Below are 26,716 nucleotides of genomic sequence, written 5' to 3'. Positions count from 1 at the left end.
AGGGTCCTCACCGCCCTCCTACCGTTTCTGAACTCTGCTCAGGCTGCCCACCCCGTTACGGCCTGAGTTTGGGAGCGGCTGCACGAGATGGGCGTCCTGATCGGTTCGTCCGAGCCCCACCGCCCGAAGGCCGGGGGCGGGGCGGACTGGCCAGCTGAGAGGAGGCGCTGGAAACTGCTCAAGCCCAGATTGTCCGTGCGGCTGGCTACGGAGTGAGCCGGTTCGGCCCGCGGAAGAGGAAGCTGGCTTGGCGGATGGAGTCCAGCCCGAGCATCACCATCAGCACTCGCCCCAGACCCATGCCGAGGCCGCCGTGGGGCGGGCATCCGTACCGGAACGCGTTCAAATAGTCCTGCATCGGCTCGGGGCTCATGCCCTTCTCGGCGGCCTGCTTCAGCAGCACGTCGTACCGGTGTTCGCGCTGCGCGCCGGTGGTGACCTCCAGGCCCTTCCACAGCAGGTCGAAGCTCAAGGTCACGCTCGAGTCATCGGCAGCCCGCATGTGGTAGAAGGGCCGGATACCGACCGGGTAGTGCGTAATGAACACGAACTCGTGCCCGGTGGCCTCCTCGATGTGGGCCGAGATGCTCCGCTCGCCTTCCGGGTCCAGGTCTTCCTTCACCCCTGCCGGGTCCCAGCCACCCTTACGCAGGATCTCCTGCGCGTCGGCCATGGTGACGCGGGGGAAGGGCGTCGTGGGCACAGTGACCTCAACGCCGAAGTGCTCGGCGATCGCCTCGCCGTGCGCGTCGGCGACCTTGGCGATCGTATGGGCGAGCATCTGCTCCTCGAACGCCATCACGTCCTCGACGCCGTCGATCCACGCCAGCTCCACATCGACGCCCGTGAACTCGGTGGCGTGCCGGGAGGTGAACGACGGCTCCGCGCGGAAGACCGGCCCGATCTCGAAGACCTTGTCGATGCCGGCCGCGATCGCCATCTGCTTGTAGAACTGCGGCGACTGCGCCAGGTAGGCGCTGCGGCCGAAGTAGCCCACCTCGAAGACCTCAGCGCCGGACTCCGAGGCAGTGCCCATGAGCTTGGGGGTGTGCATCTCGGTGGCGCCCTGCGCGTAGACGTACTCGCGCATGCCCTGTTCCAGGGTGGTCTGCACGGCGAACAACAACTGAGTGGCAGGACGGCGGCGCACGTCCAGGAAGCGCCAGTCCATCCTCTGCTCCAGCCCTGTGTGCTCGTCGATGGGCAGCGGTGTCACGGCCGGGTTCAGAACCTCGACAGCCTCGGGGACGATTTCGAGGCCACCGAGCTTGACCTGGGCTGCGTCGACGACGCGCCCTGTGATCTTGACTGCGGACTCGGGGGTGAGAGCTTCAAATTGGGCCTCCAGCGGCCCGTTGTCGCGCTTGTGGGTCACCTGCACCATGCCGGTGTGGTCGCGCACGATGACGAACTGCATGTGGCGCTGCAGGCGGAGCGTGTTCACCCATCCGCAGACGGAAACGGTACGGCCGACGTGTTCTCGCAGGTCGGAGACGGGTACGCGGCTGTGGATCATTCGGTCCTCCGAAGGACGTCGTCATGATCCCTTGGGAGTGCGGGCGAGAAGGGCAACTCGCGGTACCACCGCACTTTCGCCGCCACCAGGTGGCGGCCTCGTTCAGGCCCAGTGACGGGGGCCAGCCGGCGGGGCATTGAACCACCAAACGGGGTCGTTCCTCCCCGCGCTCAGGAGGGTCTTCACTACAGGACGCGAGACCGCCTTCCCAGCTTCCAGCGGCTCTCTCTGCTCGCGTGATCTGTGGGTACTCGTCTCCGTCAACGCGTTGCCCAGCAGGATACGGAGCGGGCGGTGACAGCAGCAATCAAAAAGACGGGCGTGCAGCCAGAGACGCAGGAAGGAACACGGATTACTCGCTCGTCGTCATGCCGTCTGCCCCTTCCGTACTCAGGCAGGACGAGGGAGCCGGCCCCTACGTGCGAGGGTAAATTTGTCCGCCTTCTTTCCAGTTCGCCATTGGCAGACAGGAAATCCCCGGAAATGACTGGTACCCGGCCGCAAGCCATGTCAACGTACACACCCCGCCAGAACACCCACCCCCGAACCCACGGAGGCGCCCCTGTACCCGCACCACCCCAGTGACCCCCTCCGCCCCGACTCGCAGGAGCCGTTGTACTGGGTCACCCCTCGGCACCTGGCTGGTGACGACGGCGTACTCGCCGAGCAGATCGGGTCCTCCCTGACCGGTCTCGGCTGGCACATGTGGCCCACCTCCCGCGACACCCTGTTGTACGTAAGCCCGGACGGGCTGTGCGGTGCCGAGTGGGTCCTCGCGGCCTACCCGTTCGAACTGGGCGGGCTGCCCGTGGCCTGGCAACTGAGCGCCCGCCCGGACGCCGACTCCGTGATGACATCGTGGAACGCGTACTTCACCGCCGGTATCCCGTATGAGGCACTCGCCGACCTCCTCGTTGCGGTCGACACCCGCGAGGCGCCCGACATCGGCTACGAGGGGCCCGAGACGGTCCTGAACGCGCTTGGCGCCCAGGGCTGGGTCCGTGACCTGGACAGTCCCCACACCACCGCCATGGACCCCGGGTTCTCCGCCACCTTCTCCCTGGGGCTGCAGCCGCCGCTCGTCCAGGACGCCGATCCGCGCCCCGGCTTGATGAGCTGGCAGGCGTGGACGGAACCCGTTCTCGGCGCCCCGTATCTGTGGTGCGCCAGTTTCAGCGCCGGTGTCCCCCATGATCTGGTCGCCGCCTTCGCCTCCTCGCTGGCCTCGCCGGCCGTGGTGTCCCGCCGCACTTTGCCCAAGGACGCCGAGGGCCGGCTCATGGTCGTCCGCCGCAGCTGACGGCCCGCGCCCCAGGGGTGGCTGTTGTGCCGCTCCTTGCCGACCGCAGATTTCCCTGAGCGGCCGGTTCCCCGCACTCGCCAGACGGCAGAGATGGAGACCCGTATGTTCCGAATGTTTCGGTGCCGTGTTCGCGCCGACCGTGAGTTCCGTGATGCTCAGCGTGAGATCCAGGCGCTGCTGCAGACGCACACCGAAATGCCCTGGCCCGATGCTCCCGACCCGGTCGCCGCTACCACCCAAGACACTGCGGAGGCTGCGCCGGAAGCCGACTTCCTGCCGCCGGAATTCAGGGCGCCGTCCCGCCAGGACGTCGCCGGGTTCATGACGCGCTGGGACCAGCCGCTCGTCGTCGACGGCGAGGTACGTGAGTGTCCCGCGTGCGGCGCGTACCGGAACTGGGTTGTCCTCTGCCTGCGCGACGACTCGGTGTGGCTACGCTGCCGTGTCGGCCACACGGCGCGGGAGCCGGGGCTGGACGCGGCCTGGTACAACCGCCACTCCGGTCCGGCCGACCACTGGCACCCCACCCTTGAGGACGGGCTACGCCACCTCGGCCACTGACTCCCACGAAACCCCCCTTCCCTTCCCCTCCACATCGCCGGCCCCGGAGAGCCGGCTTGGTCAGACCGTTCGCTCCGCACCAACATGGGGGTTCCACATGCGTTTTCCCACCACAGCCGCGCTCTGCCTCGGCACTGTGTCCGTCCTGGTCCTGACGGCCTGCTCCAACGACAGCACCCGCGCCACGGACCCGACGTCTTCCGCCTCCGTTTCCGGACGCCAGGAGGGCAGGAACACCCCGGCTGCCGGGCCGTTGTCCTCAGCCGGGCTGGCCAAGCGGCTTCTCGACGAGGGCGACCTGGGCGAGGGCTACGCCCGCAAGGCAGAGCTGCCCGGTCGGCACGCTGACGTCAAGGTGACCGGCTGTCCCGCGCTGGAGGAACTCGACGCTGACACTGCGGCCGGCGGCAGCCTCGGCTTCCCGCGCCGGGCGAAGGTCTCCTTCACCTACGCAAGCGGCAACGGCTCGGAGGTCTCTGAGGAGTTGTACAGCGGCACCGCGGCCGAGCTCTCCAGTGGCGTGGGCCGGATCTTCGAGGCGATGACCTCCTGCTCCAGCTACCGGGTCCTCGCCGGCAGCACGGCCGTCACGGTCACCGCCCACGAGGTGCCCGCCCCGAGGTTGGGTGACGAGCAGTGGGGCCAACTGCTTACCTTCACGGCGGGAGGACGTAGCCAGGTCGTCAAGCAGACAGCTGTTCGTGTGGGGATGGTGGTTGCGGTGGTCTCGGGTTCGCCCGCGCTGGTCGATGCCCATGTGGAGGAGGCGGTGGCGAAAGCCCGTGTGACCACGTGAGTTCGCGTGCATGCCGAAGGCCCGGCCGGTGTCTCCGGTCGGGCCTTCGGCATGTGGGGCCAGGGTTCGTGGTCTGAGGGTGTCGGCCGGTGGGTGGAGTCCTGAAGTGCCGCCCGTGTGTGGTCAGTCTTCTTCGAGTTCGGCGTGCCCTTCGGGCGCGCGCAGGGTGCTGTGGATGTCGGACAGGCGTTCCAACTCCGCGTAGTCCTCGTCGGTCATGAGGTCGTAGACACTGTCCAGGGAGTCGTCGGGCAGCAGGTACGCGTACTTCATGTACAGGCTGACGAGGGCCCTCCCCACGAGGGTGCTTTCGCTCATCCAGCCAGCCTCGTCAGGCAGGCCGTGCACGACCGCCATGTCTATCTCGTCCGAGGTGCTGGTGGAGAGCAGGTCGTGCTCGATGCCGGTGAGCGGGCGGCCGTCGCGGTGGTACAGACGACCAAGTTCATCGCAGCGGGAGGGATCCACGTCGGCGAGGAGGATGACGACGCGGGGGCGGATTTCGGTCTGGGCCATGCAGGGGGGTTCCTTCCGGGAAGTGGGAGTCGGGATTGGGGCACGAATGCTCCGGACGATCCCCGGTTTCGGTAGCCGTGGATCGTCGGCTACAGTCCGCGCGCCTGCGGGTCAGCGCCGCCGCGCGGGAGGCCGCTGCTGGAGCGGAACGCCGACTGTGGGGTGGGCTGCTGCCTGGGCGCGGGGGCTGGGGACGTGACGCTCGCCGAGACGCCGTATGCGCCAGGTCAGCGCGCGGGCCGGGCTGTGGGCGTCGTCGAGCGTGCGCTGTCCGAGGGCTTGGTCCAGGACGGTGGCCGCGTTGTGCCCGGCGGCCTCCGCCTCGGCGAGCACGGTGGCGAGCGCGTCCCAGGAGACGTCGTTGAGGATGCGCTCGGCGTGCTCCGGCACCGCCTCCTGGAGGTGATGGGCGAAGCGACGCTTGGTCTGGTCACTTGGGGTGCGTTGGGCGAGGCCCGCCAGGACCGGCTCGGCGACCTGCCCGTACACGGTCTGCAGGTGGACGAGTGCCTGTGCGGCGGCGGCTTCCTGCTGGGCGTGCTGGCGGGTGCGGTGCCAGTGCACGGCGAACGCCACGGCGGTAAGGACGGAGTCGAGGAGCATCGCCAACCCCGTGCCGTCACGCTCCTGTGGGCGGTCGCGCCAGATCACCTGGACGCTGCGGTGTAGGGCGCGGGTGCTGGCGAGGTCGGCGGTGATGCGGGAGCGCGTGGCTCGCTCGAAGGCGGCTGCGGCGCGTTCGAGTTCAGCCCTCAGCGCGGCCGGAGCGGCGACCGGCAGCAGGTCCAGCGTCGCACCGAGGGCAACGAGCTGGCCCTGGGCGGCGTGGTCGTCGTCGTGGGTGAGGTGGTGGGGGATGCGTTCGGCGGCGGCGGTGGCCTGGTGCCACGGGTTGCCCGGCCGGGCGGTGGCCGGTTCGGAGCCGGTGATTGCGAGGCTCTTGCGGATCTTGGGCAGGGACAGGTCGGGGGAGAGCGTGGATCCCGCGTAGAACACCGGCTCGCCCTTGTCGTTGGTGTCACCGGGCAGGGCGAAGTTGCAGCCCAGCGCGTCGCCGGAGGGGCCGAGCTTGAGGCGCACAATCACGTCTGTCGCTTCCAGCAGAGCGAAGAACTCGGCCTCGTCGGCCGCGGCGGCGACCGCGCGGCGAACCCGCAGACGCAGCACATCGCGGGTGGCGGCGTCTTGGCCCAGACGCCTGGCCTTGAAGTGTTCCTTGCTGGTGGGCCGCTTGGCACCGGTGCCATCCCCCTGCTTCAACCGCCTGAGCCCGTAATCGATTTCGATCCTGCGGGCCTCGCGCTGGACGGCGCGCTGGTCGTAGCCGCGCTCGGGACGGCGGCCGTCCTGGCGTACGAGGGTGGCGGCGATGTGGATGTGGTCGTCGGCGTGGCGGACGGCCACCCAGCGGCAGGCGTGCTCGTCCCCGTCGGGGGCGATGCCGGCGGCGGCCACGATCCGGCGGGCGATGGCGGCCCACTGGGCGTCGGTGAGGATCGGGTCCTCGGGGGCAGCGCGGACGGGGCAGTGCCACACGGTGTCCTTGGGTGCCTTGTCCCCCAGCATCTTTACCGGCTGGTCGAGCTGGGCGACGAGCTGGGCCATCGCCTCCTTCGGATCGCGGTGAGGGCTGCGGCCGGGGTCGGGGGCGAAGCCGTTCCAGGAGGCCACCAGGTGGGGGTCGATGTGCTCGTTGGCCCGTCCCTTGCCGAAGAGGTAGCCGATCGTGCGGCACGTGGCATACGGGCCCGCACTCAGGATGATCTTGGGTATCACCCACTCACCGACCCTCAGTGACCTGGGCTACGGCGGTGTCCAGTTCGGCGATGGATGCCTCGACGCGCGCGAGGAGCCGCTGGACGACGTCGGGGTGGGGCCAGGCACCGTCCTTGTTGAGGTGCCATGTGAGCTGGTTGAGGTTGCTGCCGATCATGCCGAGCCGTCCGTTGGCGGCCATCAGCGCCTTGACCATGGCGCGGTAGTCGGCGACCGCTGCGGTGGGGTCGTCGGTGCGGGCGGCGGCGAGCGAGCACTCGGCCACGTAGCCGCCAAGGGCCATGCCGCTCAGGGCGGCGGCATTCACGATTAGGGCGAACTCGTCGTCGTTGTAGCGAGGGTGGACGCGGCGCTCGCGCAGCTGCTTGTCACGCAGACGGCGACGCGGGGCAGACTGCTGCTGCGGCACGCTCGACGACGACTCGGCTCCCCCTGTCCCGGTTGGCCCCCCTGGGCCGGCCGACTCCGGTGCCGCCTCGGCGCCGGACGCCTCCACCCCCTGCGGGGTGGAGGCCGGATAAGGACTCCTTATCCGACAACTTGCTGGGCTGTTCAGGCTGGTGGTCATCTCCGGTTGGGGTGTGGGGAGTCGGTAGTTCGGTTCGTGCATGGATCGGTGCTCCGTGGGGTGCTGTTGTCAGGATCTTCGCGCTGCGCAACCCGTGCCCCGGACTGGTCTGGCCCTGGGCACGGGGTGAGCAGGAAGGGCGGTGCGGTGCGCGCGTTTGCGGGGGTCAGGCGACGCCGACGGGGGCTACGTCGAGATGCCTCTGGTGTTCGGAGGCGGCTTCGTCGGGTCCGTCGAGAGGTTCGGCCTTGATGTCGTCGTGGGCGACGGGGTCCGGCCGGTCGGTGCGTTCGGCCTTCAGCTGGTCACGCACGACGCGGGCGCGGTTCTGGCTGATCCGTAGTTTGGTGCGCAGGCTCTGTGCGGTCAGCTGGTCGGCGCTCCAGTCGGTGGTCAGGCGTCGGGCCTCGGCGAGGACTTCGTCGTCGGTGCGGGGGCGGTCGGCGGCCGACTCGGCAGTGGCGGGGGCCCGACGTCTCGCACGGCGCGGGGCGGTTTCGGTCGACTCAACCGCGCCGGACGATTGGAGCGGTCGGGTAGTGGGGGCCGCCTGGGTGGCCTCGGTCGGCTTCGGCGCGGGCGTCCTGGCAGCCTTTGCGGAGGTCGACTCGGTCGGCTGCCTCGGTGCCGATTCGGCCTGGTCAGAGGTCGACCGTGCGGCTTGCCGTCCGACCGCTTCGGCAGAGTCGGCCGACTCGGGGTTGTGGTGCAGCACCTTCGCGACGAGGTCCGACCCGAAGTAGATCGACCCGACCGGGAGCGAGGTCGCCAGCAGTACGAGGGCCCAGTTCGCCGGGTCCCAGTCGGTCAGTCGGCCCCACCGGGTCGGCATGGTGTGCAGGGCCGGGGTGAGGCCGTGTACGTAGTTCAGCAGGAGGCTGGCGATCGTGTAGGTCGCCAGGACCCGCAGTGCGAACTTCCGGTCGGCATCGGGCAGCACGAGTGTGGCGATCAGCGCGAGGGCCATCAGCCCGTCGACCACGACCGGGTAGAACAGGGCGGCGGTTGGGTCGGCGCCGATGGCGCGGGCCACGTCGGACAAGGCGTTCCAGGAGACTCGGAAGGCCATGAGGACCACGGCCATCAGGCCGACGACGAGGGTGAATCGTGCACCGCGGTTCGCGCGATGGCCCTCGGCACGTGCGACCCTGCGGCGGCCGAGGCGAGTGCGGAGCCGGGTGTAGCGGGAACGATGGGTGTCGGAGCTGGGGAAGGCGGCCGAGGCTATCGGGGTGGGGGAGGGCAAGTCAGATATCTCCAGGGTGGGCATGAGGGGGGCCAAGGAAGCCGACCGGGCATGGCATCGGCGCTGCCGACGGGCGGTGAGGGCGGGAGCGGGGTGCGGCGGAGAGGGCGTTGGTCAGGCGCCGGCGCCGATACGGCAGCCGTCGGTCACGCGATGCCCTGCCGGGCCAGCTCCGCCACAGCGAGGTCCATACGGGTGGGGTGCGGCCTCGTGCGAGGTGCGTTGCCCCGGGCGTGACCGTCGAGCCCGAGGCGCCGACTGCGGCAGGGCTCGCCCTTGTCGGCGTGGCACCACCGGCAGGGGACCCTGAGCGCGTCGGGCTGTCCGGCCGCGACGGCAGCCTCGCGGGCGGCACGCGCGGGCCGGTAGGGGGCGAGTGCCGCGCGGACGGCTGGCGGGATGGACGATCCGACGACGGCCAGGCGGGCCTCGATGTCCCGGCGCGGGCCCTGGGCGAGCTGTCGGTGCGAGGAGGGCGCGGCCACACCGGTGGCGACGGCGTGCCGGGTGCCGAGGAGTTCGGTGCGCCAGGCGGCGGGGTCGTCCGGATCAGCGTCCGGAGTGGGATCGGTGTGCCGCTCCATACGGTCGCGGCGATAGGCGCGCCACTTGCGGGCGACGTCCACCGGGAGGATCGGGTACGGGGAATCGAGCACGTGGGCCCGTATTGCCTCGCGGACGTCCCAGCCGTGATCGGTGGCGAAGGGCACGTCGGCGAGCAGTTCCTGCCACTGGACGATCTGGTCACGAGCATTGCCCGTGCCGGCGGGGATGGTGCGGGGGTCGAGGCGCCCGATGTAGGCGAGGACGGCGGCGACTTCGCGTCGGTCCAAAGGCGGTCTACTCCGTTCCGGTCGGTTCGTCGAGGGCGGCGAGCAGGGCGGCCATGTGCGCCTCGGAGCGCGTCATGCCGGTGGACGAGGCGGGGGCGGGTGTGCCACCGGGCAGGGCGTAGAGGTTCGGGCGGCCGGGGGCGGGGGTGCGTTCCCGAGCGATCCACGCACGCCAGTCGGCGGCCCACGCGTCGGCGGTGCGGGGATCCCACGAGCTCCGGAAGGTGCGCCACTTCGCGTCGGCGGCGTCCAGGCTCTGCTTGCCGAGCCGATCGAGATGCCCGTCGCGTTGCAGCCAGGCACGGGCGCTCGGGTCGATCTGCCACTCGATGGCGGAGATGAGCGGAGTAGAGCTGCTGCTGCTCTTACTACCGTTCACCTTCGGTTCTCTTCTGTTCTGGGGGTCGGAATCCGCACCCCCCTCGGGTTGGAATCCGTACCCCCTGGGGGTCGGAATCTGTTCCCCGGGGTCAGATTCCGATCCCCCCTCGACGGGCTCGGCAGGGTCGGATTCAGACCCCCCGAGGGTCGGATTCCGACCCCCTTGAGGTGCCGGATTCCGGTCCCCCTCTCGGCGCTCATCGGCCAGGAATTCGGCGGCGATTGGGAGGCGGTAGTAGGTCTCGCCTCGGGGTCCCTTGCGGTCGGGGAGCGGCACCAGCTCACCGTCAGCGATCAGCTTGGCGAGCGCGTCGCGTACGGCGGTGCGGGAGGCGTTGGCGCGTTTCATGAGGGTGGGCACGGACGCGTACGCGACGCAGTGCCGGTCGCGGCACCGGTCGGCGATCAGGGCGAGAACCATGCGGGCGGTGCCCTTGCTGCGGCTGTGGTCCCACACCCATTCGCGGGCGTCGTAGCTCATCGGGCGGCGGCTCCTAGGTCAGGGCATGGGAGTGCAGTCGGCCCTTGTCGGGCGGTGCACAGGGAGGGGGTTGGCCCACCGCCCCGGCCGAAGGCGCGGGGGAGGGCTGGTGGCGTCGTATAGCCAAGACAGCCACATCCATGCCTCACAAGTCCAGCATTCCCGCCGAGAAACCAGACAGCTGACGGCGAACGCTTACTACGAGCCAGGCATTCCCAAAATTATAAACCCGAATCCGCCGCTGCCGAAATAACGGACCGTCAGGCGAAGCCAGAAGCATCACATCGGCAAGCCGTTGACGCACCGCCGACGGGGAAGCTACAACACAACACCGCACGTCAGGGCATCGATCGACGCACCCGTCCGCTCCCCCTCCCGACCCCCGGAAATCCCTCTGCAGCGTACGGCGCGGAGGGCAACATAGCCGACGATCTCCGGTTACCAAAACCGGCGATCTAGCCTTTCAATTGGAGCCATGCCCCCACGCTCATTGGAAATCGGGCCAGCAGGAATGCAGGCGGCCCGTGCCATCGAAATCCTCCGCGCCGAACGCGGCCTGTCACAAAGGCAGTTGGCCGACCGCGTGACAGCCCTCGGCCACCCGATGTCCAACACCATGCTGTCCCGCATCGAGCGCGCCCAGCGCCGATGTGACGTTGACGACCTCGTCGCGATCGCCGAGGCCCTCCACGTTCCGGCACCCGCGCTCCTGCCTGGCCTCCGCGCAGTCTGAACCGCCTTCGCCCCGCCGCGGCTCGCCCCATCCCACAGCCGAGTAAGGACCCACCCCTCTTGCACCACACCGCAACGCCACCTGCTCTCCCACGCCCGCTTCCCCGGGCTGAGGGCGAAGCATCCTTGCCCCGCCTCTACCGCCCCGAAGAGATCGCCGAGACGCTCGGCTGCTCTGCCTGGTGGGTCAAGGACCGTGCGCGAAGGCGCCTGATCCCGCACACGCGGGTCGGTCGCGCATACCGCTTCACCGCTGGACACCTCGCCGAGATCATCCGCATCCACGAAGAGCCGGCCCCGCAGTCCGCGCAGCGCAACCCTCCCCGGACGCCTCAGCCTGCGCCGACAACTACGTCATCGCGTACGGGGCGACTGCCCCAGTCCCCGATGCCCTCCGCGCAACGTCTCCAGGCCCGACCACCCCGCAGGTCCCAGTACGGCACTGCGGCCTAGCACGACACGGCAGACCACAGGAAGGAGGGAGCACGAGGCATGGGCTTCGCCGAGAAACGCGGCAGTTACTGGCGCGGCAGGTACAAGGTCAGCGAAGGCAAGTACGGCACCGTCGCCGACCCGACGGGTGCGGTGGTCAAATTCGCCACGAAGCGCGAGGCGAAGCAGGCCGCAGATGAGGAAGAGGCCAAGGTCCGGCGCGGCACCTGGCGCGACCCGTCCGCCGGACAGGAGACCTTCGGCGAGTACGCCAGCCGCTGGTATGACGCCCAGGACCTGGCCGCATCCACCATGCAGAACTACCGGCGCCACATCGAGGAGCACTTGCTCCCCGAGTTCGAGGACAAGGCCCTCGCTGGCATTCTCCGCACAGACGTGGATACCTGGGAGAAGCGGGAGAAGTCCGTCTACGCCGCATCCAGCGTCAAGACCTGGCGCTCGACGCTCCACCTCATCCTGGCCGACGCCGTGGATGAGGGCCTCATCGCCGCCAACCCGGCCACCAAACGACGCGGACGCGGCAAGCGCGCCGGCCGTTCCCGTGACCGGGGACCCGAGAAGGTCATCACCGATCCGCTCGGCCTGCTGCTCATCGCCGAACGCACGGCCCTGCTGTCCGGGCGCGACGACGAGTTCGTCGCCGTGATCCTCAAGGGATACACGGGCATGCGGTGGGGCGAAATCGTCGGCTTGGAAACCGAGTTCGCACGACCTGACGCCGTACGGGTGGAGCACCAGTTGTACGAGCTGGACTCAGGCGAGCTGATCCGCTGCCCGCCCAAGGACGACAGCTACCGCACCATCGACGTGACGGACTGGTTGTCGGCCCTGGTCGCCGACCACATCGCCCGTACGAAGCCGACACCGTGCGCCTGCCACGGGAAGAGGTACGTGTTCCGTGGCCAGGGCACCACTCGCACCGGCGGACACACGGGCGCCAAGCTCGTGGACGTCGCTCGCCGCGCGGAGGTTTCCAGCGGCACTGTGTCCAATGTTCTTAACCACCCCGATCGGGTACGGGAGGACACCCGCGTACGTGTTGAACGCGCCATAGCCGAGCTGAAGTTCGTCCGAGGAGGCGTCCCGACGGAGAACGCCGCCCACTGGCGCCGCAACGGCTTCGCCACCTGGCTGTTCGCGCCGGCCACCTCCGGCTGGTACCCGAAGAAGGCACCTCAGGAGGCCCGCCCAGTCCCGCTGCTCGGCGAGCCTTGGCCCGGCATCCCGGTCCGAGGCCGCAACGCCCGTGGCCGGGCCGACGCCTGCTGGCTGCCCGTCGCCAGAGGACTCACCCCGCATGGCCTGCGCCACTCCCATCGCACGCACATGGAAGACCTCGGCACCGAGAAGGTGCTGATGGACGAGCGTATGGGCCACATCGACGGCTCGGTTTCGGCCCGCTACGCCCACGTGACCCCGGGCATGCGCGAGCGCCTCAAGGCCAGCCTGACCGATCAGTGGGAGGCAGCGCTCGATGCCCGGCGTGGCCTGCACCCTCGCTCGCCGGTCGCCGTACTCGATCGGCTGCTGCGCGCTCGCGCCACGACGATGGCCTGATGGTCGGGAGACGGGTCCGGTTACCTCGAATGGAGCCCGTCTAGCGCGCGACGTGTGTGGCTGGGTGGCCTTGACGCTGGTCCTGGAGCGGCGTCGGCGGATTTCCCCCAATTGCCGGGATAAGGCTGGCCTGGGGCGTACGCTGTGCGTGGCAGATCGCGCCTGCCCGCTCCGAGTCATGATGGCCCACGTCCATCGTGGCGGCGAAGACAAGGTTCCCCGAATCGCGTAGCAGCGTTCCGCCAGGTCATCCAAGTATCCGCGGCGGGGTGGACGTGGGGCGTCCCGCCAGATGGAGCACACGATGACCAGGGACCGTCGCCGCAAGGCTGAGATTCACGCCCACCAAGCAACCACCGGAACGCCGTATCTGGTGGCCCGCCGACAGATCGCTGCCTTGGCCGAGGTGATGCAGCAGCATCCGCGGCTCAACTCCTTCGGCATCGGCGTCTTCAATCCGCTGCGCAAAACGGCCGAGCAGCCCCGGACCGAACTCGCGGCCCGCCGCGAGGAGTTGGCCGGAGGCGTGGTCATGGTGATGGAGACCGTAGAGTGGCTGCGCGAGAACATCACGCCGATCAAGACCCCTACCGTCAGCAGCTACACCGTGAAACACGTGATGCAGCGGGCAACCGGCAGGTACGTCACCAATGGTGTGTTCATCGCGGCCGCTCTCGTCGCCGGCTACACCTTCAAGTACGAGCAGCCGAATGTGCTGTTCGGCATGAGCGCCCGGGACCTGAAGCGGATGAACTGAGCACCCCAGAACGGATCCCTCCGGCCGTCTGAACGGGCCTCAAAAGGGCTCGGTCTTCCACGGGCGCTTCATCGTGTGCGCAGGACCTTCGAGATCCTGCGCACACGACAGCTTTAGCCAGGGCGTCGGCAGTAATGGCTGAAAGATCAATGGCATCTGACGGAGGATCTTCGGCGGGTGGCGGTGCACTCCTTACCAGTGGGTCGCGGTCGACGATTCGACGGTCAGGCGGCCGTGGCGGGGCGTGGGCTGTCGTGGAAGACCTGGCTGGTGTGCCAGGAGCGGTGGATCGCGGCGACGGGGTGTGCGCCTGGTTGAGGTCCGATGAGTGGTCGGTCGGCGAGCGCGATGACGTGTTCGCGGGCGGCGGGGCTGTGGCCGACGAACCGCTGGGAGACCAGGATGCGGTGGCCCTCGCCGACACCGAGGACGCCTTTGTCGAAGAGCTTGTGGTGCAGCGAGCACAGGCACAGTCCGTTGTCGACGTCGTCCGGTCCGTCGAACGCCCACCAGCGCACGTGCGCGGCCTCCAGCCCGACCGGCACCGCGCCGATCCTGCCGTCGTAGCCGCAGAAGGCGCACCGGTACTCGTAGGCCGTCAGGACCCGCTCTCGCATCCGCGGATCCCGCTGCCTGCGCACGGCGGCCGAGAGCCGTCCGGTCTCCGCCGGCTCCAGCTCCAGGCCGACGGCTTCGCACAGGTCGCCGTGGAGCGAAGGCGGGAAGTGTAGGTCGAGCAGGACCCGTGCCATCCGGCCGAGTAGCTCCGGCTCACGCCCCAGTGCCGCCCGCAGTTCCGGCGCCAGTCGCCCAGCGGCCCCCGCGGCCCGCAACTCCCGCACCCCGCTGCCGGGGCTGCCCGGTCCGCGATCGGTGCGCACCTCCCACACGCCGTCGCTCACCAGGTGGTGGAACGGGTATGCCGGAGTCGTCCTGTTCGGCGGCCCGTACTCGGTCAGCAGCCGTTGCAGATCCTCCTCCACGGCGCTGTACCGCAGTTCGCCGGCGGCATCCTGCTGGAACCGGCCGAGGGCGTACAGCAGCAGCAACGGCTTGTGCGGAGCGCGGGTCCCGCTTCTGGTCCACTGTCTCAGTTGCGCGGTGCGCTCCAGCCAGTCCATGACCGGCGATCGTAGCCGCGCTTCGTCGACCAGCGATCTGCGCGTGTGGGGAAAGCCTAACGAGGCGTGGCGAGTTGACTGCGACGTGCCGTGACCAGGTGGCGCCATCGTGCGCGGGTCCGTTGTTCTCCGTCGATCCACCGTGCTCGCGCGGTGTGCTCGGGAAGCGGAAGGCCGGCCATGAAGTGGGCGATGTCGACGTAGTAGGCGTAGTCGCCGCTCTGCGTGAGTTCGCGCAGGCGGGTGATCGCGGTGGCGAGGCCGTCCTGGGCGTCGAGGACGGCGTGGTGGAAGCACAGGGCCAGTTGCAGCTTCGCCGCGGCGTAGGCAATGCCGGAGACACCGATTTCGGCGAGCAGTACGGCCGCCCGGCCGGGCAGGTCGGCGGCGAACCCGGCGTCGCGTACGAGCACGGCGATGCGAGCGGTCATCTCGCTGGAGCGCAGGCTGAGGTGGGACAACAGCCGTTCCGCTAGATCGAGTTCGTCATCGGCCCGAAGCTGATCGGAGAAGGAGACAGCGAAGGCGAGATGCGCCTGCACCATGGCGGTCTCGCCGACCACACCGTGCTCCTCGGCTTCGCTCCGGCCTGCCAGGTAGGCGGCGACTGCCCGTTCCATGTCACCCTGCACCCACCACACGTCTCCCAACACCCGATGGCGCCGCCCCTCCCAGCCAAGCCTGCCCGCGGCTTCGACCGCGGTCGGGAAGTCTCCGGACAGGCGGCTCAGGTGTGCCAGGCCGCGCCGAGCCGCGGAAGCGAGCCGACCGTCGGCAGAGGCGACGCGCTGCATCCCGCGACGCGAATCGTCGGTCAGACCGAGGTCTCGCTGGGCCTTCGCCAGGTAGTACGTGGCCAGTTCGACCAGGTCATCGGGGAGCAGCTCCGAGGCGAGGACGGCCGAGAGCCGACTGGACGTGCGTTCACGGTGCTCGTGCTGGCGCCGGGCGATGGCGCTCAGCGTCTCCACCAGTGCGTCCGCCGCGGTCCGCAGACCACCTGATGACGTGGCATCGGCGGCGGGAAGCGCCAGCGGTTCCCAGACGGAGTCCCCTACGTACTGGAATGCGGCATCGGCGAGCCAGCCGAGATCGAGACGGAAGTCCCGTGCGAGGAGTAGTCCTTGCTGGAGACAGCCGACCAGGACTGCGCGATCGTGTCGCAGGTCCTGGCGCCACTGTGATTCCAGGGCGTGGAAGGCTCGCCCGGCCGCGCGCCGCCAGTCCTGTTCCGACCAGCGGTCGTCACTGCTGTCGTCTGCGTTGCGAATGGCGGAGCGGATCAGGTCGTGGACGTGGAAGGGCCACACACCGGAGGAGGACTCCCGGATGAAGGGGCGCTCGGTCAGCCGTAGGGCAGGCGCGTCGTGGTCCATGCCGGAAGCTTGGGTGGCCAGGGGTACGGAGAACGCGCTGAGCAGGCTGACCGAGCGGAGCACGTGGCGTTCATCGGCGGTCAGGTCGCTGAGAGTACGGGCGATCAGGGCGGGGAAGTCGTGGTCGAAGTCGGTGACCTGCGGCTGTCCGCCGCCGCGTCGGAGCTCCAGGTAGCGCATGACCGACAGGTCCAGGTGCAGAGGCAACCCGTGGGAGCGCTCGGTGATGATCCGGCGGACCGGTTCGTCGATCAGCGGCTGCCCGTCGCGGCTCAGCCTGCGGAGCAGGTAGTCCTCGCAGTCTTCGGGGGAGAAGTCGCCGATCAGGACCTGACGGCCCGATACAGCTCGCCCCACATGTGCCGTGCCGACTGCGAGACCGGGCCACGCGTGCGGCCCGGTCCAGTCGAGCTGCCCCTCCAGGCTCGTCTCCGCCCACTGGAGGCGGTTGCGTCCGGTGACGACGAAGAACGCGTTGGGCATCAACCACATGATGCGTTGGAGCAGACGCTCGAAGTCGCGGTGCGTGCGGTCGCCGGTGTCCTCGAAGGTGTCCAGCAGGATCACGGGCAGTGCGCTCTTGCCGACGGGGATTTGGGCCAGGTCCCAGGCGAGGAGGTGCGGGTAGAAGCTGAGGGCTTCCAGGTCGGGCTCGGCCTCCAGGAGGTCGGCCAGGCGGGAGCAGCCGGCGAGGGCGCGTACGGACTGGCGCCGTTCGCGTAACGCCTTGATGAGCGCGCCGGCCCCGTGCCCGAGCGCACTGCCGACTGTGCCGGGCAGGAGCAGAGCCTGGGCGACATCGCTGAGGGCGGACTGCATCTGCTGCGGCAGGGCGGCAGCGGCGCTGAAGCGGCTCAGCAGCCCGCCCCGGCGCAGGTAGTCCTCGATCGGTTCGCCCGGGTGGTTGTGCTCCCAGTAGCGGCGCAGGGCGAGGTCGAAGGCGGGCATCGGGCGGCCGAGCGCGGCGACAGCAAGACGGATGGAGAGGATGACGCGCTCGAAATCCATGCCCGCGGCGCGCGCGAGATCGATACGAACCGGCAGGGTCCGCTCCTCGGGGTGGGACGGCGATTCCCATTGCGCCGGGCGGTGCTCGCTGCGGGCCAGCGATGCCTCGATCTTTCGGGAGAGCGTGGACTTGCCGATCCCGCCCACACCGTGGAACACGAGGATGTTGTGGCGGGGAGCTTCCAGGTCCTCCACGTCGAAGTCCGCACGGGTCACGTGCTGTATGTGCTCGGCGAGGCCGGCCGTTACGGCCTGCCACTGTGCCTGCCGGTTCGTGAACGCCTCACTGGCGGCGATGCTCCGGTCGTTCGAGCTGAACAACGTTCGAAGATCCCGCCCTGCCACAGCTCCCCCTGACGATCAACTGGAGCCAAGACAAGCTCCGTTGACGACAGCATGGCACGCCCGCATTCAGGCAGGTCCGCAGGCCGCATCCGGCACGCGGCAGTTCAGCCGACGACCTCGGTCACGGGACGGTGACATGGGTTCCCCATCCTGCGTACTCACCCTCACAGGTCGAACAGGCTCTCCTGGAAGTTCTCGACGACATCCCGTCGCGGGTAGAACAGGCCCAGCAGCAGGAACGTCTTGGGGCGGGCCGCGACGTTCCCGACGAAGCAGTGCACGGCCTTCTCCGCAGTGACCATCCGGTCGAACCAACGCTCGCGAAGCTTCTCCTCCACGCCGTCCTTCCCGTAGTGGCGAAAGAACTTGCGGTACGACTCGCCCGCCTCCCAGTCCCTCAGCCCCATGTCGTGACCAGCGCACTCCTGATCCGCGCATCGGAAGCTGTACCGGAACTCAAGTGGCACCCACTCCAATTGGCGGAGGTCCTGTGCGAGTAGATCCAACTGATCTGCCAGGGCCGCCTTCGAAGCTGGCCAGGGCTCGGCAGGAGCGAAGCGGAAGCCGGTGAACTCCGCTGGGCGGAAGACGCCAAGCGACGTTCCCCGAAGCTCCTGGTCCCGCTTTATGGAGCACAGGGACGGCGCTACGAGGGGCTGCACATGCGAGAAGCGTTCGCGCCAGCCATCCGCTGTCCCGAGGCGCTCGATGACCTTGAGACTCTGCAGGTTGGGGCGCAAGCTTTCGGGACGGCGGTCCCCATGGTGTCGCTGCACATCGACCTCGACGATCGAGTACTTGGCGAACTGGCTTTCTTCGTTCAGCAGCCGGAACGGAACCGGGAAGAGCCGCACATGCTGGGGCGTCCCTTGGTCGAGCCGTATGCCGGCCACGCAGCTCGTCTCGTGGTACTTCGCGGACAGTTCCGGATAGGTCTTGACCGTGATCATGATCCGTGCGCGCTGCCAAATCCCCGATCCCATGGTTGCCCCCTCCACTGATCTCCCGATCCGATTGGAGGAGAGGCATGCGCCACCGGCAAGGGCGCGTACAGGAGCGAGGGGCGAAGTCAGGCCAGGGGAATTACGGGCACGGCGGCCCGCTTGCGGACCGTCTCCAGGACGACCTGTCGGTGGCAGCGGCTTTCGTCTTTCTCGAAGCACAGCACCGCGACCCGGGACTGCCGGGCATGCTCTGCGAGGCGCTCAAGATCGGTTTGCGCTTCCTCGGACCGCAGCACTCCACGGAACCGAGCCCGGCCCACGTCGAGGCGGCCCTCCCAGAACGGCGCCCGGTTGTCCTTGGGATTGCCCAGGCCACGCAGGTGGGTGTATTCGATGCCGGCCTCGGCGAGTGCCTGCCCGAGCCGAGTCTTGCTGAAGCCCTTCTTGCGGCTGATCGGCGTAAGTCGTACGTCCGCCACGACATCAATACGGCTGTCGAGGAGAGAGGAGACGAACGAGTCGATGTCCCGGCCTTCGTACCCAGCGGACCAGAGGCCGGGAGCGACCTTGGTCTCCTGGAAGAGTTCATCGAGGGAGACTTCAAGTGCCTCGGCGACTGCTCCGACGGTGAAGAAACCTGGCTGGATCGCTCCCTCGCTCTCCAGACGGGCCAGCGTTCCTACGGCGATGCCAGCTTCCTTGGAGAGCCGCTCCCGCGACCATCCTCGAGCCTCCCGCATCGCTCGCACGCGCTGGGCGAGTGCTCGGGCGTGGTCGTGGGGACGCGCTGAGTGATGGCTTGCCATGTGTCGTGATCCTAAGGGCGGTTGAGGCGGGCGGGCATGGTGTTCCCGGCCGACTACTAGGCTGGATTCGCGAACGCGCAGGTCCGAGTGCCCTAAGCCGCCGCACTTCAGACGGCCTCACCAGTCACCCACTGGGAGAACCCAACCAAGATCTTCTCCCAGATTTCTCCCAAGCGATCTCCAGGAACCAGTCAGGGGCCTGATCCATCAACTGGATCAGGCCCCTGACCTGGTACTTCACTGTCGGGGTGGCGGGATTTGAACCCACGACCTCTTCGTCCCGAACGAAGCGCGCTGCCAAGCTGCGCTACACCCCGATGTCGCTGCTTGTCCTGCTTGTCGCGGCGACGTCGTTTACTTTAGCCCACCGGTGGCCCCAGGCGAAATCCGCTTTTCGTGCGGTGGTGGACCGGGTTCGGGCGGATGTGGTCGAGGGTTACGAGGGCGACGGCCAGGGCGTAGAAGGCCAGGCCGAGAAGGAGTGCGTTGGCCAGGACGCTCTTGTAGCCGTGCTCGGCCACGTCCAGGAAGCCGTACGGATAGCGGCTCGGCGTGCCGGGCAGGAGCAGCTCGCCTCTCGCCAGGGAGAAGGCCAAGTACGCCAGGGGGTACAGCAGCCACGGTGCCGCCTGGCGCAGGTGCAGCCGGCCGGGGGCGGTCAGCAGCAGCCAGTCGACCAGTGCCGCGATCGGGATCGCCGTATGCAGCAGCTGGTTGGTGACGGCGTGCCGGCCCGTTGGGGGAGCGGATACGAAGAAGGGGCTCGACGCGTTTGCCACCAGACCGTGGTGGACCAGGGCCGCGATCACCACGTACAGCAGCGTGGCGCCCGTGAGGCCGGCCGGCAGCGGGCGTCGGGCCGTCCAGGCCCGGCGGGCCGAGAGCGTCATGACCAGGGTCAGCAGGATGCTGCTCTGGATCGTGAAGCGGCTCAGGACCTCCGCGGGGCTGCCCAGGAGGAGTTCCATCGTGACGGCCGTCGCTGCGGACGCGGCCGTCAGCAGGCGGAAGAGCGCTGTCGCCGGGCGGCGTACCGGGGTCACCACCGCCGTCGCGGGGACGGGGGAGGGGAGCAGGGCCGCGGGTACGCCGGGGAGTGCGGGGAGGTCCGGTATGTCGCTGGGTATCGGGGCGGTCATGCCCTCACGCTAGGGCGACCACGCAAAACGGACCATTCCGGGCGGGCTGTGTGGGTTACGACGGTTGCGGCGGCTACGGGCCCTCTGTCAGCGTCAGCAGCGTCGCCTCCGGGGGACACGCGAACCTCGCCGGTGTGTAGCGGTTCGCGCCGCAGCCCGCCGAGACGTGGAGGTACGACGTCCTGCCCTCCGCCGTGTGCGTCGACAGGCCCTTGACGCGGTCCGTGTCCAGGTCGCAGTTGGTGACCAGGGCGCCGTAGAAGGGGATGCACAGCTGGCCGCCGTGCGTGTGGCCGGCCAGGGTCAGCGGGTACGCGTCCGCCGTGAACGCGTCCAGGACGCGGAGGTAGGGGGCGTGGACCACGGCCAGGGAGACGTCCGCCGATGACGACGGGCCGCCGGCCACCTCCTCGTAGCGGTCGCGCTTGATGTGCGGGTCGTCCAGGCCCGTCAGCTCCACCGACATGCCGTCGATCTTCAGCGTGCCGCGCGTGTTCGTCAGGTTGAGCCAGCCCGCCGTGTCGAAGCCGTCGCGCAGGTCCTCCCACGGGTTGTGGATCACGTTGACCGCGGGCGCGTTGCCGTTGAGGCCGTGCCTGCCCTGGATCTTCTCGACCAGGTACCGGGCGGGGTTACGGGGCGTCGGGCCGTAGTAGTCGTTCGAGCCGAAGACGTACGCACCCGGGAACTCCATCAGCGGGCCCAGCGCGTCCAGCACCTCGGGCACGCCCTCCGGGTCGGACAGGTTGTCGCCCGTGTTGATCACGAAGTCGGGGCGCAGACCGGCCAGGGAGCGGAGCCAGCGCTGCTTCTTGTACTGGCCGCCGACCATGTGGATGTCGGAGACCTGGAGGACGCGCAGTGGGCGCATCCCGGCGGGCAGTACCGGCACGGTGACCCGGCGGAGGCGGAAGAAGCGGGCCTCGAATCCGACCGAGTAGGCGAGGCCGGCGGCGGCAACCGCCGTGATTCCCAGGGGTACTCCGTATCGCGCGCGCATGCTCCCATCGTGTCAGGCGGGGGAGGGTGGTGGAAATCGCGGTAGAGGTCGCGGTAGAGGTCGCGGTGGAAATCCGCGGGCGGGGTGCTTGCCGCACCTGCGACAATCGTTCGCATGACCACGCTCAAGTCGAAGCTCAGGGAAGACCTCAACGCCGCCATCAAGGAGCGCGACGAGCTCCGCTCCTCGACGCTCCGGCTCACCCTCACCGCGATCACCCAGGAGGAGGTCTCCGGCAAGGAGAAGCGCGAGCTCTCCGACGAGGAGGTCACCAAGGTGATCACGCGCGAGGCGAAGAAGCGCCGCGAGGCCGCCGAGGCGTTCGCGCAGGGCGGTCGGACCGAGTCGGCCGAGCGCGAGAAGGCGGAAGGCGAGATCCTCGCGACCTACCTGCCCAAGCAGCTCGGCGACGACGAGCTGAACCAGCTCGTCGCCCAGGCCGTCGAGGAGGCGAAGGCGGCCGGCGCCGAGGGGCCGCGGGCCATGGGCCAGGTCATGAAGATCGTGAACCCGAAGGTCGCGGGCCTCGCGGAGGGCGGCCGGGTCGCCGCCGCCGTCAAGAAGCTCCTCGCCGGCTGACCGGCCGCCACACACGGACACCGATGCGCCTGTACGTCGATGGGGGCGCCCTTCTCAGGAAGGGCGCCCCCATCGGCGTACTACGTGGCATCTCTACGGGAAACCCCCGTTGCTGTTCCCGTTGTTGCCGCCGTTGTCGTTGCCCTGGATGAAGCCCTCGGGGAGGGAGAAGGTCGGCGTCGGGAGCGTCGTGTTGCCGCCGTCCGTGTTGTTGCCGCCGTTGTTGTTGCCCTGGTCGTCCCCGTTGTCGTCATCGTCTCCGTTGCCGTCGTCCGGCTTCTGGACGGGCGGTTCGATGATCGGTACGAGGTTGAACTGCCCGGAGTCCTTGCCTTCGAGGGCGCCGGTCATGGCGTCCTTCCAGATGGGGCCCGGGACCTGACCGCCGTACACGAGCTCGTTCCAGACGCCGCCGATCCTGATGTTGGTCATCTTCACGTTCTGCATGGCGCTGCCGACCCAGACGGCGCCGGACAGGGTCGGCGTGTAGCCGACGAACCAGGCGTTCTTGCGCTCGTCCGTCGTACCCGTCTTACCGGCGTTGTCGCGGTCGGTGAGGCCGGCCGACTGGCCGGTGCCGGAGTCGACCACGCCCTGGAGCAGGGTGTTGATGGTGTCGGCGGTGGTCTCCGACATCGCGCGCGAGCACGTCGACTTCGGGACTTCGAGGGCCTTCTGCTTGCCGTTGGCCTTCTGGGTGATCGACTCGATGGCGATCGGCGTGCAGTACATGCCCCGCGAGGCGAAGGCCGCGTACGCGCTCGCCATCGTCAGCGGGGAGATGCCCTTGGAACCGAGCGCGATGGCGGGCACCTCGGGCAGCTTGTCGCCGTTGCCCTGGGTGACGTGCAGCGCGTCGGTCATCTTGACCACCGGGCAGAGGCCGATGTCGGAGATCATCTGCACGAAGTAGGTGTTGACCGACAGCTCCATCGCCTTGCGCAGGCGGTACGGGCCCTTCTCCGACTCGCTCTCGTTCTCGACCTTCGCCTTCTCCTGGTTGGTCCACGGACTGCCGCTGCACGTCTGGACCGGGCTCGGGTACTCCATCTCGTACGGCGCCGAGTACTCCTGGATCGCCGGGCGGCCCTCCTCCAGGGCGGCCGCCGCCACGAACGGCTTGAACGTCGAACCGGTCGGGAAGCCGAAGTTGGAGCCGCCCCGGTCGCTGCCGACCGAGTAGTTGATCTCGGTCTCGTTCTTGCCGTAGCCGTACGGCTTCGACTGGCCCATGCCGAGGATCTTGCCGGTGCCCGGCTCGACCAGCGTGACCGCCGTCGCTACCTTGTCCGACTTGTACACGTGCTCCTTGATCGACGCCTGCACGGACGCCTGCGACTGCGGGTCCAGCGTCGTACGGATGGTCAGTCCGCCCTGGTTCCAGATCTTCGCCCGGGCCTCGCGGGTCTTGCCGAAGACCGGGTTGCCGAGGAACTCCTGCTCGACGTACTTGCAGAAGAAGCCCGCGCCCTTGACCGCCGCGATGCAGCCGTTCTTGGGCTGGCTGACCTTCAGGCCGAGCGGCTTCTCCTTGGCCTCGGCGGCCTCCTGCGGGGTGATGTCACCGACCTCCGCCATGCGCTGGAGCACGGTGTTGCGGCGCTTGGTGGCCTCCGCCGGGTCGTTCACCGGGTCGTACCGGCTCGGCGACTGGACGATGCCGGCCAGGAGGGCCGCCTGGGGGAGGGTGAGGTCCTTGGCGGACTTGGAGAAGTAGCGCTGGGAGCCGGCCTCGACGCCGTACGCCTGCTGGCCGAAGAACGTGATGTTCAGGTAGTTCTCGAGGATCTTCTTCTTGCCCAGCTCCTCCTCGACCTGGATCGCGAACTTCAGCTCCTTGACCTTGCGGCCGATGGTCTGCTGCTGGGCCTGCGCGACCTTCGTCGGGTCGTCGCCCGCCTCCTCGACGAACACGTTCTTCACGTACTGCTGCGTGAGCGTGGAGGCGCCTTCCGAGACGCCGCCGCTCTGCGCGTTCTTGTTGAGGGCGCGCAGGACGCCCTTGAGGTCGATCGCGCCGTGCTCGTAGAACCGGGAGTCCTCGATCGCGACGATCGCCTTCTGCATGTACGGCGAGATGTCCTTCAGCTCGACCACCGTGCGGTCACGCGAGTACACCGTGGCGAGCTGGCCGCCCTTGGCGTCCAGGATCGTGGTGCGCTGACTCAGCGGCGGGCGCTTGAGGTTGGCCGGGATCTCGTCGAACCCCTCGACCGAACCCTTGGCCGCGAGGCCCAGCGCGCCGGCGGCGGGCAGCGCGATGCCCGCCATGACGGCTCCCGCGAGCACGCTGACACCGAGGAACTTGGCGGCCTGCTGCGCTGCCGACAGGCCACCACCCGATCGCTTGTTTGGCATGAGGGCAGCCTAATCCCTAATTAAGGGCGTCCTGAGGGGCAGGTGGTTCTCGGGATGTTCGAGTACCGGACCGTGACATCTAAGGGCAGCCGGGCAGGCAACGCCTGAACTGTAGATCGTGTGCTCGGCTCTGGTGCTCGTGGTGGCGGCGGTCGCGTGGGCGCCGGGCGGATGCCTTGCTCTGGCCTGGCATCGATGCCTACTCAGAGACCGTGCGGCGTGCGGCGTCTTCGTGGCTGCCGCCACCACGCTGGGCGTCGGCGGACTCCCTAGCGACCCGGCATCGATGCCTCATTCCGAAGCTACGGCGCTGGGGCCGTCGGCCGTCAACACCCATCACTTGATCACTCGTTGGTGTTGGTGGTGCGAGCCCGCCGCACGGTGACCTCTTGATACGCCCGAGCCGTTTGAGCTCCCGCGCAGACCGGGGCCCGTGGGGTGCGCTGGCGCCACGAACGGCTAGTGAGGTGGAGGCACATCCGCTCGGCGGACGATGCCTGGGATTAGGTCGCTCGCGTGGCCCGCATGTGCTCGTGACCAGCGTAAACATCTACACATCGGGGAGGGAGCCCCATGATCTACTGCGGCATTGACTGGGCGGAGAAGACACACGACGTCGCCTTGGTCGACGACACTGGTCAGTTACTGGCCAAACGTCATATAACTGACGACGCGGCTGGCTACCAGCTGCTGCTGGAGCTGCTCGCCGAGCACGGCGACAGCGAGGAGAACCCGATCCCGGTGGCGATCGAGACCTCGCGGGGTCTGCTGGTCGCGGTGCTGCGGACCGGCAAGCGGAAGATATACGCGATCAACCCGATGGCCGCGGCCCGCTACCGCGACCGCCACTCGGTCTCGCGCAAGAAGTCCGATCCCGGCGACGCCCTCGTCCTGGCCAACATCCTGCGCACGGACATGTACGCCCACCGGTCCCTGCCCGACGACTCCGACCTCGGCCGCGCGATCGCCGTCCTCGCGCGTGCCCAGCAGGACTCCTTGTGGAACCGGCAGCAGCTCGCCAACCAGCTGCGCTCCCTGCTTCGCGAGTACTACCCGGCTGCCCTGGACGCCTTCGCCACCTGGGCCAACGGCCTGTGCCGTACTGAGGCCCGCGAACTCCTCAGGGCTGCACCGACGCCCACCCGGGCCGCGCGACTGACCCGCCCCCAGCTCCAGGCTGCCCTCAAACGCGCCGGCCGCCAGCGCGGCATCACGGCGGAGGTCGACCGCGTCCGTGACGTCTTCCGCGCCGACTGGGCACACCAGCCGCCACTGGTCGAAGACGCCCTCGGAAAGCAGATGCTCGCTCTCCTCCTCCAGCTAGAGGCCGCCTGCACCGCAGCCGACGACCTCGCGAAGGCGGTGGAAGAGGCGTTCCCTCAGCACCCGGACGCCGAGATCCTGCTGAGCTTCCCCGGGCTCGGCATCCAGCTCGCCGCCCGGATCCTGGCTGAGATCGGGGACGACCACACCCGCTTCGCTGACGCCCGCGGCCTGAAGGCCTACGCGGGCTCCTCGCCCATCACCAGGGCCTCCGGCAAGAAGTCGGCCATCACCCGGCGCTGGGTGAAGAACGACCGCCTCAACCATGCTGGCTACCTGTGGGCCTTCGCAGCCCTGCGGCACTCACCTGGAGCGGGTGCTCATTACCGGCGGCGCCGAGAGATCGGCGACTGGCACGCCGCAGCGCAGCGCAACCTCTTCAACCGCATGATCGGCCAGCTCTACCACTGCCTCCAGCACAGCAAGCTGTTCGACGAGAACACCGCGTTCCCCACCGAACTGGCCGCCGCCGCTTGACGGCATAGCAACGTGAGGTGTCTACGTTCTCATTCGCCGGACACGCGTACAGGCCTTGGCCTAAGCTGCTCACAACTGTCACAGCAGTGAGGTCACGTATCAATACGTCCGTGAGACCCGAATCGTTTCGGATGTAGTCCAACTTTTTTTGGTGAGTACGTGCCCGAATCCGCCTTGTGTGTCACCAGATGTCCGTTGTGACCCAGCTGAACTGTCCCGGTTTGCCGGGATAGTCACGCATGTCGGTCGCTCACTCCCCCGGGTGATCTGCCGCTTACCCATAGTCCGTTCGGGCCATTCAAGATTGGGCCCGAAGGGGGTGTTGCGCTGTGCCCGCCTTCCGTAACGTCCTCAACTGGCGGCGGTGAATATGCCGCTGCCGCCGTGGGGGAGCCTCGATTCGGGAGAGGACGGCGCCGGTATGGGCTGGGTAACCGACTGGAGTGCGCAGGCGGCCTGCCGCACTACCGATCCGGATGAACTGTTCGTTCAAGGAGCAGCGCAGAACAGGGCCAAGGCGGTGTGCACCGGATGTCCGGTACGCACGGAATGCCTGGCTGACGCGCTCGACAACCGCGTCGAGTTCGGCGTGTGGGGAGGAATGACGGAGCGGGAGCGCCGCGCACTGCTGCGCAGGCGTCCCACCGTCACCTCATGGCGTCGGCTGCTCGAAACAGCGCGAACGGAGTACGAGCGGGGGGTGGGAATCCTGCCCCTCGACGAGGAAGAGGTGTACGAGAGCTACTTGGCGGTCGGCTGAGCCG

At 68.6% G+C, this 26,716-nt stretch carries 24 protein-coding genes, 1 tRNA gene and 1 pseudogene; 11 read left to right on the top strand and 15 right to left on the bottom strand.

Annotated elements, in window-relative coordinates; all coding sequences use genetic code 11:
* Window positions 1-12: 12 nt before the first annotated feature.
* Window positions 13-216: pseudogene (locus OG787_RS20970) on the top strand (flavoprotein); the annotation flags it as partial.
* Here the strand turns inward: OG787_RS20970 and aspS are convergent.
* Window positions 206-1,516: an aspartate--tRNA(Asn) ligase gene (gene aspS, locus OG787_RS20965; protein WP_070204407.1), complete on the bottom strand. Its 1,311-nt coding sequence runs from the start codon at window positions 1,514-1,516 to the stop codon at window positions 206-208. The pseudogene OG787_RS20970 and the gene aspS sit on opposite strands and share 11 nt — an antisense overlap.
* 613 nt (window positions 1,517-2,129) lie before the next feature.
* Here aspS and OG787_RS20960 point away from each other — a divergent pair.
* From OG787_RS20960 to OG787_RS20950, 3 genes are all read left to right on the top strand, one after another.
* Window positions 2,130-2,816, top strand: a complete 687-nt coding sequence (locus OG787_RS20960; protein ID WP_405536013.1) for a DUF317 domain-containing protein — start codon at window positions 2,130-2,132, stop codon at window positions 2,814-2,816.
* Between the two features lie 105 nt (window positions 2,817-2,921).
* Entirely contained in the window at window positions 2,922-3,380 is a 459-nt protein-coding gene (locus OG787_RS20955; protein ID WP_405536012.1) for a hypothetical protein, read from the top strand.
* A gap of 97 nt (window positions 3,381-3,477) precedes the next feature.
* On the top strand, window positions 3,478-4,176 hold the full coding sequence (locus OG787_RS20950) for a hypothetical protein (RefSeq protein ID WP_176162636.1): 699 nt from the start codon (window positions 3,478-3,480) through the stop codon (window positions 4,174-4,176).
* Between the two features lie 123 nt (window positions 4,177-4,299).
* Here OG787_RS20950 and OG787_RS20945 read toward each other — a convergent pair whose 3' ends face one another.
* From OG787_RS20945 to OG787_RS20920, 6 genes are all read right to left on the bottom strand, one after another.
* Entirely contained in the window at window positions 4,300-4,692 is a 393-nt protein-coding gene (locus OG787_RS20945; RefSeq protein ID WP_070204410.1) for a hypothetical protein, read from the bottom strand.
* Window positions 4,693-4,803: 111 nt separating this feature from the next.
* A complete protein-coding gene (locus OG787_RS20940) occupies window positions 4,804-6,468 on the bottom strand; it encodes a mobilization protein (protein WP_405536011.1) in 1,665 nt (554 codons plus the stop codon).
* Window positions 6,469-6,472: 4 nt separating this feature from the next.
* Window positions 6,473-7,078, bottom strand: a complete 606-nt coding sequence (locus OG787_RS20935; RefSeq protein WP_405536010.1) for a plasmid mobilization protein — start codon at window positions 7,076-7,078, stop codon at window positions 6,473-6,475.
* A 124-nt stretch (window positions 7,079-7,202) separates the two neighbouring features.
* Window positions 7,203-8,120 carry a DUF2637 domain-containing protein gene (locus OG787_RS20930; protein WP_405540539.1) on the bottom strand — a complete coding sequence of 306 codons (918 nt, stop codon included), beginning with the start codon at window positions 8,118-8,120 and terminating at the stop codon, window positions 7,203-7,205.
* 308 nt (window positions 8,121-8,428) lie between these two features.
* A complete protein-coding gene (locus OG787_RS20925) occupies window positions 8,429-9,115 on the bottom strand; it encodes a hypothetical protein (RefSeq protein ID WP_405536009.1) in 687 nt (228 codons plus the stop codon).
* A gap of 7 nt (window positions 9,116-9,122) precedes the next feature.
* On the bottom strand, window positions 9,123-9,977 hold the full coding sequence (locus OG787_RS20920; protein ID WP_405536008.1) for a helix-turn-helix domain-containing protein: 855 nt from the start codon (window positions 9,975-9,977) through the stop codon (window positions 9,123-9,125).
* A gap of 475 nt (window positions 9,978-10,452) precedes the next feature.
* Between OG787_RS20920 and OG787_RS20915 the strand changes: the two genes are divergently transcribed.
* The 4 genes from OG787_RS20915 (at window position 10,453) to OG787_RS20900 (ending at window position 13,476) form a co-directional block, all read left to right on the top strand.
* Entirely contained in the window at window positions 10,453-10,710 is a 258-nt protein-coding gene (locus OG787_RS20915) for a helix-turn-helix domain-containing protein (RefSeq protein ID WP_385134857.1), read from the top strand.
* Window positions 10,711-10,835: 125 nt separating this feature from the next.
* Window positions 10,836-11,162 (top strand): helix-turn-helix domain-containing protein, encoded by a 327-nt coding sequence (locus tag OG787_RS20910; protein ID WP_123990764.1) that lies wholly within the window; start codon window positions 10,836-10,838, stop codon window positions 11,160-11,162.
* Window positions 11,163-11,201: 39 nt separating this feature from the next.
* Window positions 11,202-12,719 carry a LacI family DNA-binding transcriptional regulator gene (locus tag OG787_RS20905; protein WP_405536007.1) on the top strand — a complete coding sequence of 506 codons (1,518 nt, stop codon included), beginning with the start codon at window positions 11,202-11,204 and terminating at the stop codon, window positions 12,717-12,719.
* Between the two features lie 304 nt (window positions 12,720-13,023).
* The gene (locus OG787_RS20900; RefSeq protein WP_405536006.1) at window positions 13,024-13,476 is read left to right on the top strand and encodes a hypothetical protein; all 453 of its coding nucleotides are present in this window, start codon (window positions 13,024-13,026) and stop codon (window positions 13,474-13,476) included.
* A 224-nt stretch (window positions 13,477-13,700) separates the two neighbouring features.
* Here OG787_RS20900 and OG787_RS20895 read toward each other — a convergent pair whose 3' ends face one another.
* The 7 genes from OG787_RS20895 to OG787_RS20865 all read right to left on the bottom strand — a co-directional run bounded on the left by OG787_RS20895 (window position 13,701) and on the right by OG787_RS20865 (window position 21,215).
* Window positions 13,701-14,597, bottom strand: a complete 897-nt coding sequence (locus tag OG787_RS20895; RefSeq protein WP_405536005.1) for a phosphorothioated DNA-binding restriction endonuclease — start codon at window positions 14,595-14,597, stop codon at window positions 13,701-13,703.
* Between the two features lie 56 nt (window positions 14,598-14,653).
* Entirely contained in the window at window positions 14,654-17,326 is a 2,673-nt protein-coding gene (locus tag OG787_RS20890; protein WP_405536004.1) for an ATP/GTP-binding protein, read from the bottom strand.
* Window positions 17,327-17,490: 164 nt separating this feature from the next.
* Window positions 17,491-18,309, bottom strand: coding sequence for a hypothetical protein (locus OG787_RS20885; protein ID WP_405536003.1), 819 nt, complete (start codon window positions 18,307-18,309; stop codon window positions 17,491-17,493).
* Window positions 18,310-18,395: 86 nt separating this feature from the next.
* Complete coding sequence (locus OG787_RS20880) at window positions 18,396-19,076, bottom strand: DUF488 family protein (RefSeq protein ID WP_402493789.1); 681 nt, start codon at window positions 19,074-19,076, stop codon at window positions 18,396-18,398.
* 243 nt (window positions 19,077-19,319) lie between these two features.
* Window positions 19,320-19,393: transfer RNA gene (locus OG787_RS20875), tRNA-Pro, on the bottom strand.
* 42 nt (window positions 19,394-19,435) lie between these two features.
* Window positions 19,436-20,215 carry a Pr6Pr family membrane protein gene (locus tag OG787_RS20870; RefSeq protein ID WP_405536002.1) on the bottom strand — a complete coding sequence of 260 codons (780 nt, stop codon included), beginning with the start codon at window positions 20,213-20,215 and terminating at the stop codon, window positions 19,436-19,438.
* 73 nt (window positions 20,216-20,288) lie between these two features.
* The gene (locus OG787_RS20865) at window positions 20,289-21,215 is read right to left on the bottom strand and encodes a metallophosphoesterase (RefSeq protein WP_405536001.1); all 927 of its coding nucleotides are present in this window, start codon (window positions 21,213-21,215) and stop codon (window positions 20,289-20,291) included.
* A 114-nt stretch (window positions 21,216-21,329) separates the two neighbouring features.
* Between OG787_RS20865 and OG787_RS20860 the strand changes: the two genes are divergently transcribed.
* Complete coding sequence (locus OG787_RS20860; RefSeq protein ID WP_369036828.1) at window positions 21,330-21,794, top strand: GatB/YqeY domain-containing protein; 465 nt, start codon at window positions 21,330-21,332, stop codon at window positions 21,792-21,794.
* 93 nt (window positions 21,795-21,887) lie between these two features.
* Here the strand turns inward: OG787_RS20860 and OG787_RS20855 are convergent, their stop codons facing one another.
* Window positions 21,888-24,152, bottom strand: a complete 2,265-nt coding sequence (locus OG787_RS20855) for a transglycosylase domain-containing protein (protein ID WP_369036829.1) — start codon at window positions 24,150-24,152, stop codon at window positions 21,888-21,890.
* 573 nt (window positions 24,153-24,725) lie between these two features.
* On the opposite strand from OG787_RS20855, the gene OG787_RS20850 reads away from it, so the two are divergent.
* Both OG787_RS20850 and wblA read left to right on the top strand, forming a co-directional pair.
* Window positions 24,726-25,952 (top strand): IS110 family transposase, encoded by a 1,227-nt coding sequence (locus OG787_RS20850; RefSeq protein WP_405536000.1) that lies wholly within the window; start codon window positions 24,726-24,728, stop codon window positions 25,950-25,952.
* A gap of 421 nt (window positions 25,953-26,373) precedes the next feature.
* Window positions 26,374-26,712, top strand: coding sequence for a transcriptional regulator WblA (gene wblA, locus OG787_RS20845; RefSeq protein WP_198655578.1), 339 nt, complete (start codon window positions 26,374-26,376; stop codon window positions 26,710-26,712).
* Window positions 26,713-26,716 lie beyond the last annotated feature (4 nt).

Origin of the sequence: Streptomyces sp. NBC_00075, from assembly GCF_045041225.1 — a bacterium.
Taxonomy (GTDB): domain Bacteria; phylum Actinomycetota; class Actinomycetes; order Streptomycetales; family Streptomycetaceae; genus Streptomyces; species Streptomyces adonidis.
The sequence above is the reverse complement of the archived record's forward strand: the minus strand, read 5'-3'. Positions and strand labels throughout refer to the sequence as shown.

What these genes read in the sequence shown, in the direction of transcription:
- aspS (WP_070204407.1), bottom strand. Translation starts at nt 1,516, where the DNA reads ATGATCCACAGCCGCGTACCCGTCTCCGACCTGCGAGAACACGTCGGC.
- OG787_RS20955 (WP_405536012.1), top strand. Translation starts at nt 2,922, where the DNA reads ATGTTCCGAATGTTTCGGTGCCGTGTTCGCGCCGACCGTGAGTTCCGT.
- OG787_RS20950 (WP_176162636.1), top strand. Translation starts at nt 3,478, where the DNA reads ATGCGTTTTCCCACCACAGCCGCGCTCTGCCTCGGCACTGTGTCCGTC.
- OG787_RS20945 (WP_070204410.1), bottom strand. Translation starts at nt 4,692, where the DNA reads ATGGCCCAGACCGAAATCCGCCCCCGCGTCGTCATCCTCCTCGCCGAC.
- OG787_RS20935 (WP_405536010.1), bottom strand. Translation starts at nt 7,078, where the DNA reads ATGCACGAACCGAACTACCGACTCCCCACACCCCAACCGGAGATGACC.
- OG787_RS20930 (WP_405540539.1), bottom strand. Translation starts at nt 8,120, where the DNA reads ATGGCCGTGGTCCTCATGGCCTTCCGAGTCTCCTGGAACGCCTTGTCC.
- OG787_RS20920 (WP_405536008.1), bottom strand. Translation starts at nt 9,977, where the DNA reads ATGAGCTACGACGCCCGCGAATGGGTGTGGGACCACAGCCGCAGCAAG.
- OG787_RS20915 (WP_385134857.1), top strand. Translation starts at nt 10,453, where the DNA reads ATGCCCCCACGCTCATTGGAAATCGGGCCAGCAGGAATGCAGGCGGCC.
- OG787_RS20905 (WP_405536007.1), top strand. Translation starts at nt 11,202, where the DNA reads ATGGGCTTCGCCGAGAAACGCGGCAGTTACTGGCGCGGCAGGTACAAG.
- OG787_RS20900 (WP_405536006.1), top strand. Translation starts at nt 13,024, where the DNA reads ATGACCAGGGACCGTCGCCGCAAGGCTGAGATTCACGCCCACCAAGCA.
- OG787_RS20895 (WP_405536005.1), bottom strand. Translation starts at nt 14,597, where the DNA reads ATGGACTGGCTGGAGCGCACCGCGCAACTGAGACAGTGGACCAGAAGC.
- OG787_RS20885 (WP_405536003.1), bottom strand. Translation starts at nt 18,309, where the DNA reads ATGGGATCGGGGATTTGGCAGCGCGCACGGATCATGATCACGGTCAAG.
- OG787_RS20880 (WP_402493789.1), bottom strand. Translation starts at nt 19,076, where the DNA reads ATGGCAAGCCATCACTCAGCGCGTCCCCACGACCACGCCCGAGCACTC.
- OG787_RS20870 (WP_405536002.1), bottom strand. Translation starts at nt 20,215, where the DNA reads ATGACCGCCCCGATACCCAGCGACATACCGGACCTCCCCGCACTCCCC.
- OG787_RS20865 (WP_405536001.1), bottom strand. Translation starts at nt 21,215, where the DNA reads ATGCGCGCGCGATACGGAGTACCCCTGGGAATCACGGCGGTTGCCGCC.
- OG787_RS20860 (WP_369036828.1), top strand. Translation starts at nt 21,330, where the DNA reads ATGACCACGCTCAAGTCGAAGCTCAGGGAAGACCTCAACGCCGCCATC.
- OG787_RS20855 (WP_369036829.1), bottom strand. Translation starts at nt 24,152, where the DNA reads ATGCCAAACAAGCGATCGGGTGGTGGCCTGTCGGCAGCGCAGCAGGCC.
- OG787_RS20850 (WP_405536000.1), top strand. Translation starts at nt 24,726, where the DNA reads ATGATCTACTGCGGCATTGACTGGGCGGAGAAGACACACGACGTCGCC.
- wblA (WP_198655578.1), top strand. Translation starts at nt 26,374, where the DNA reads ATGGGCTGGGTAACCGACTGGAGTGCGCAGGCGGCCTGCCGCACTACC.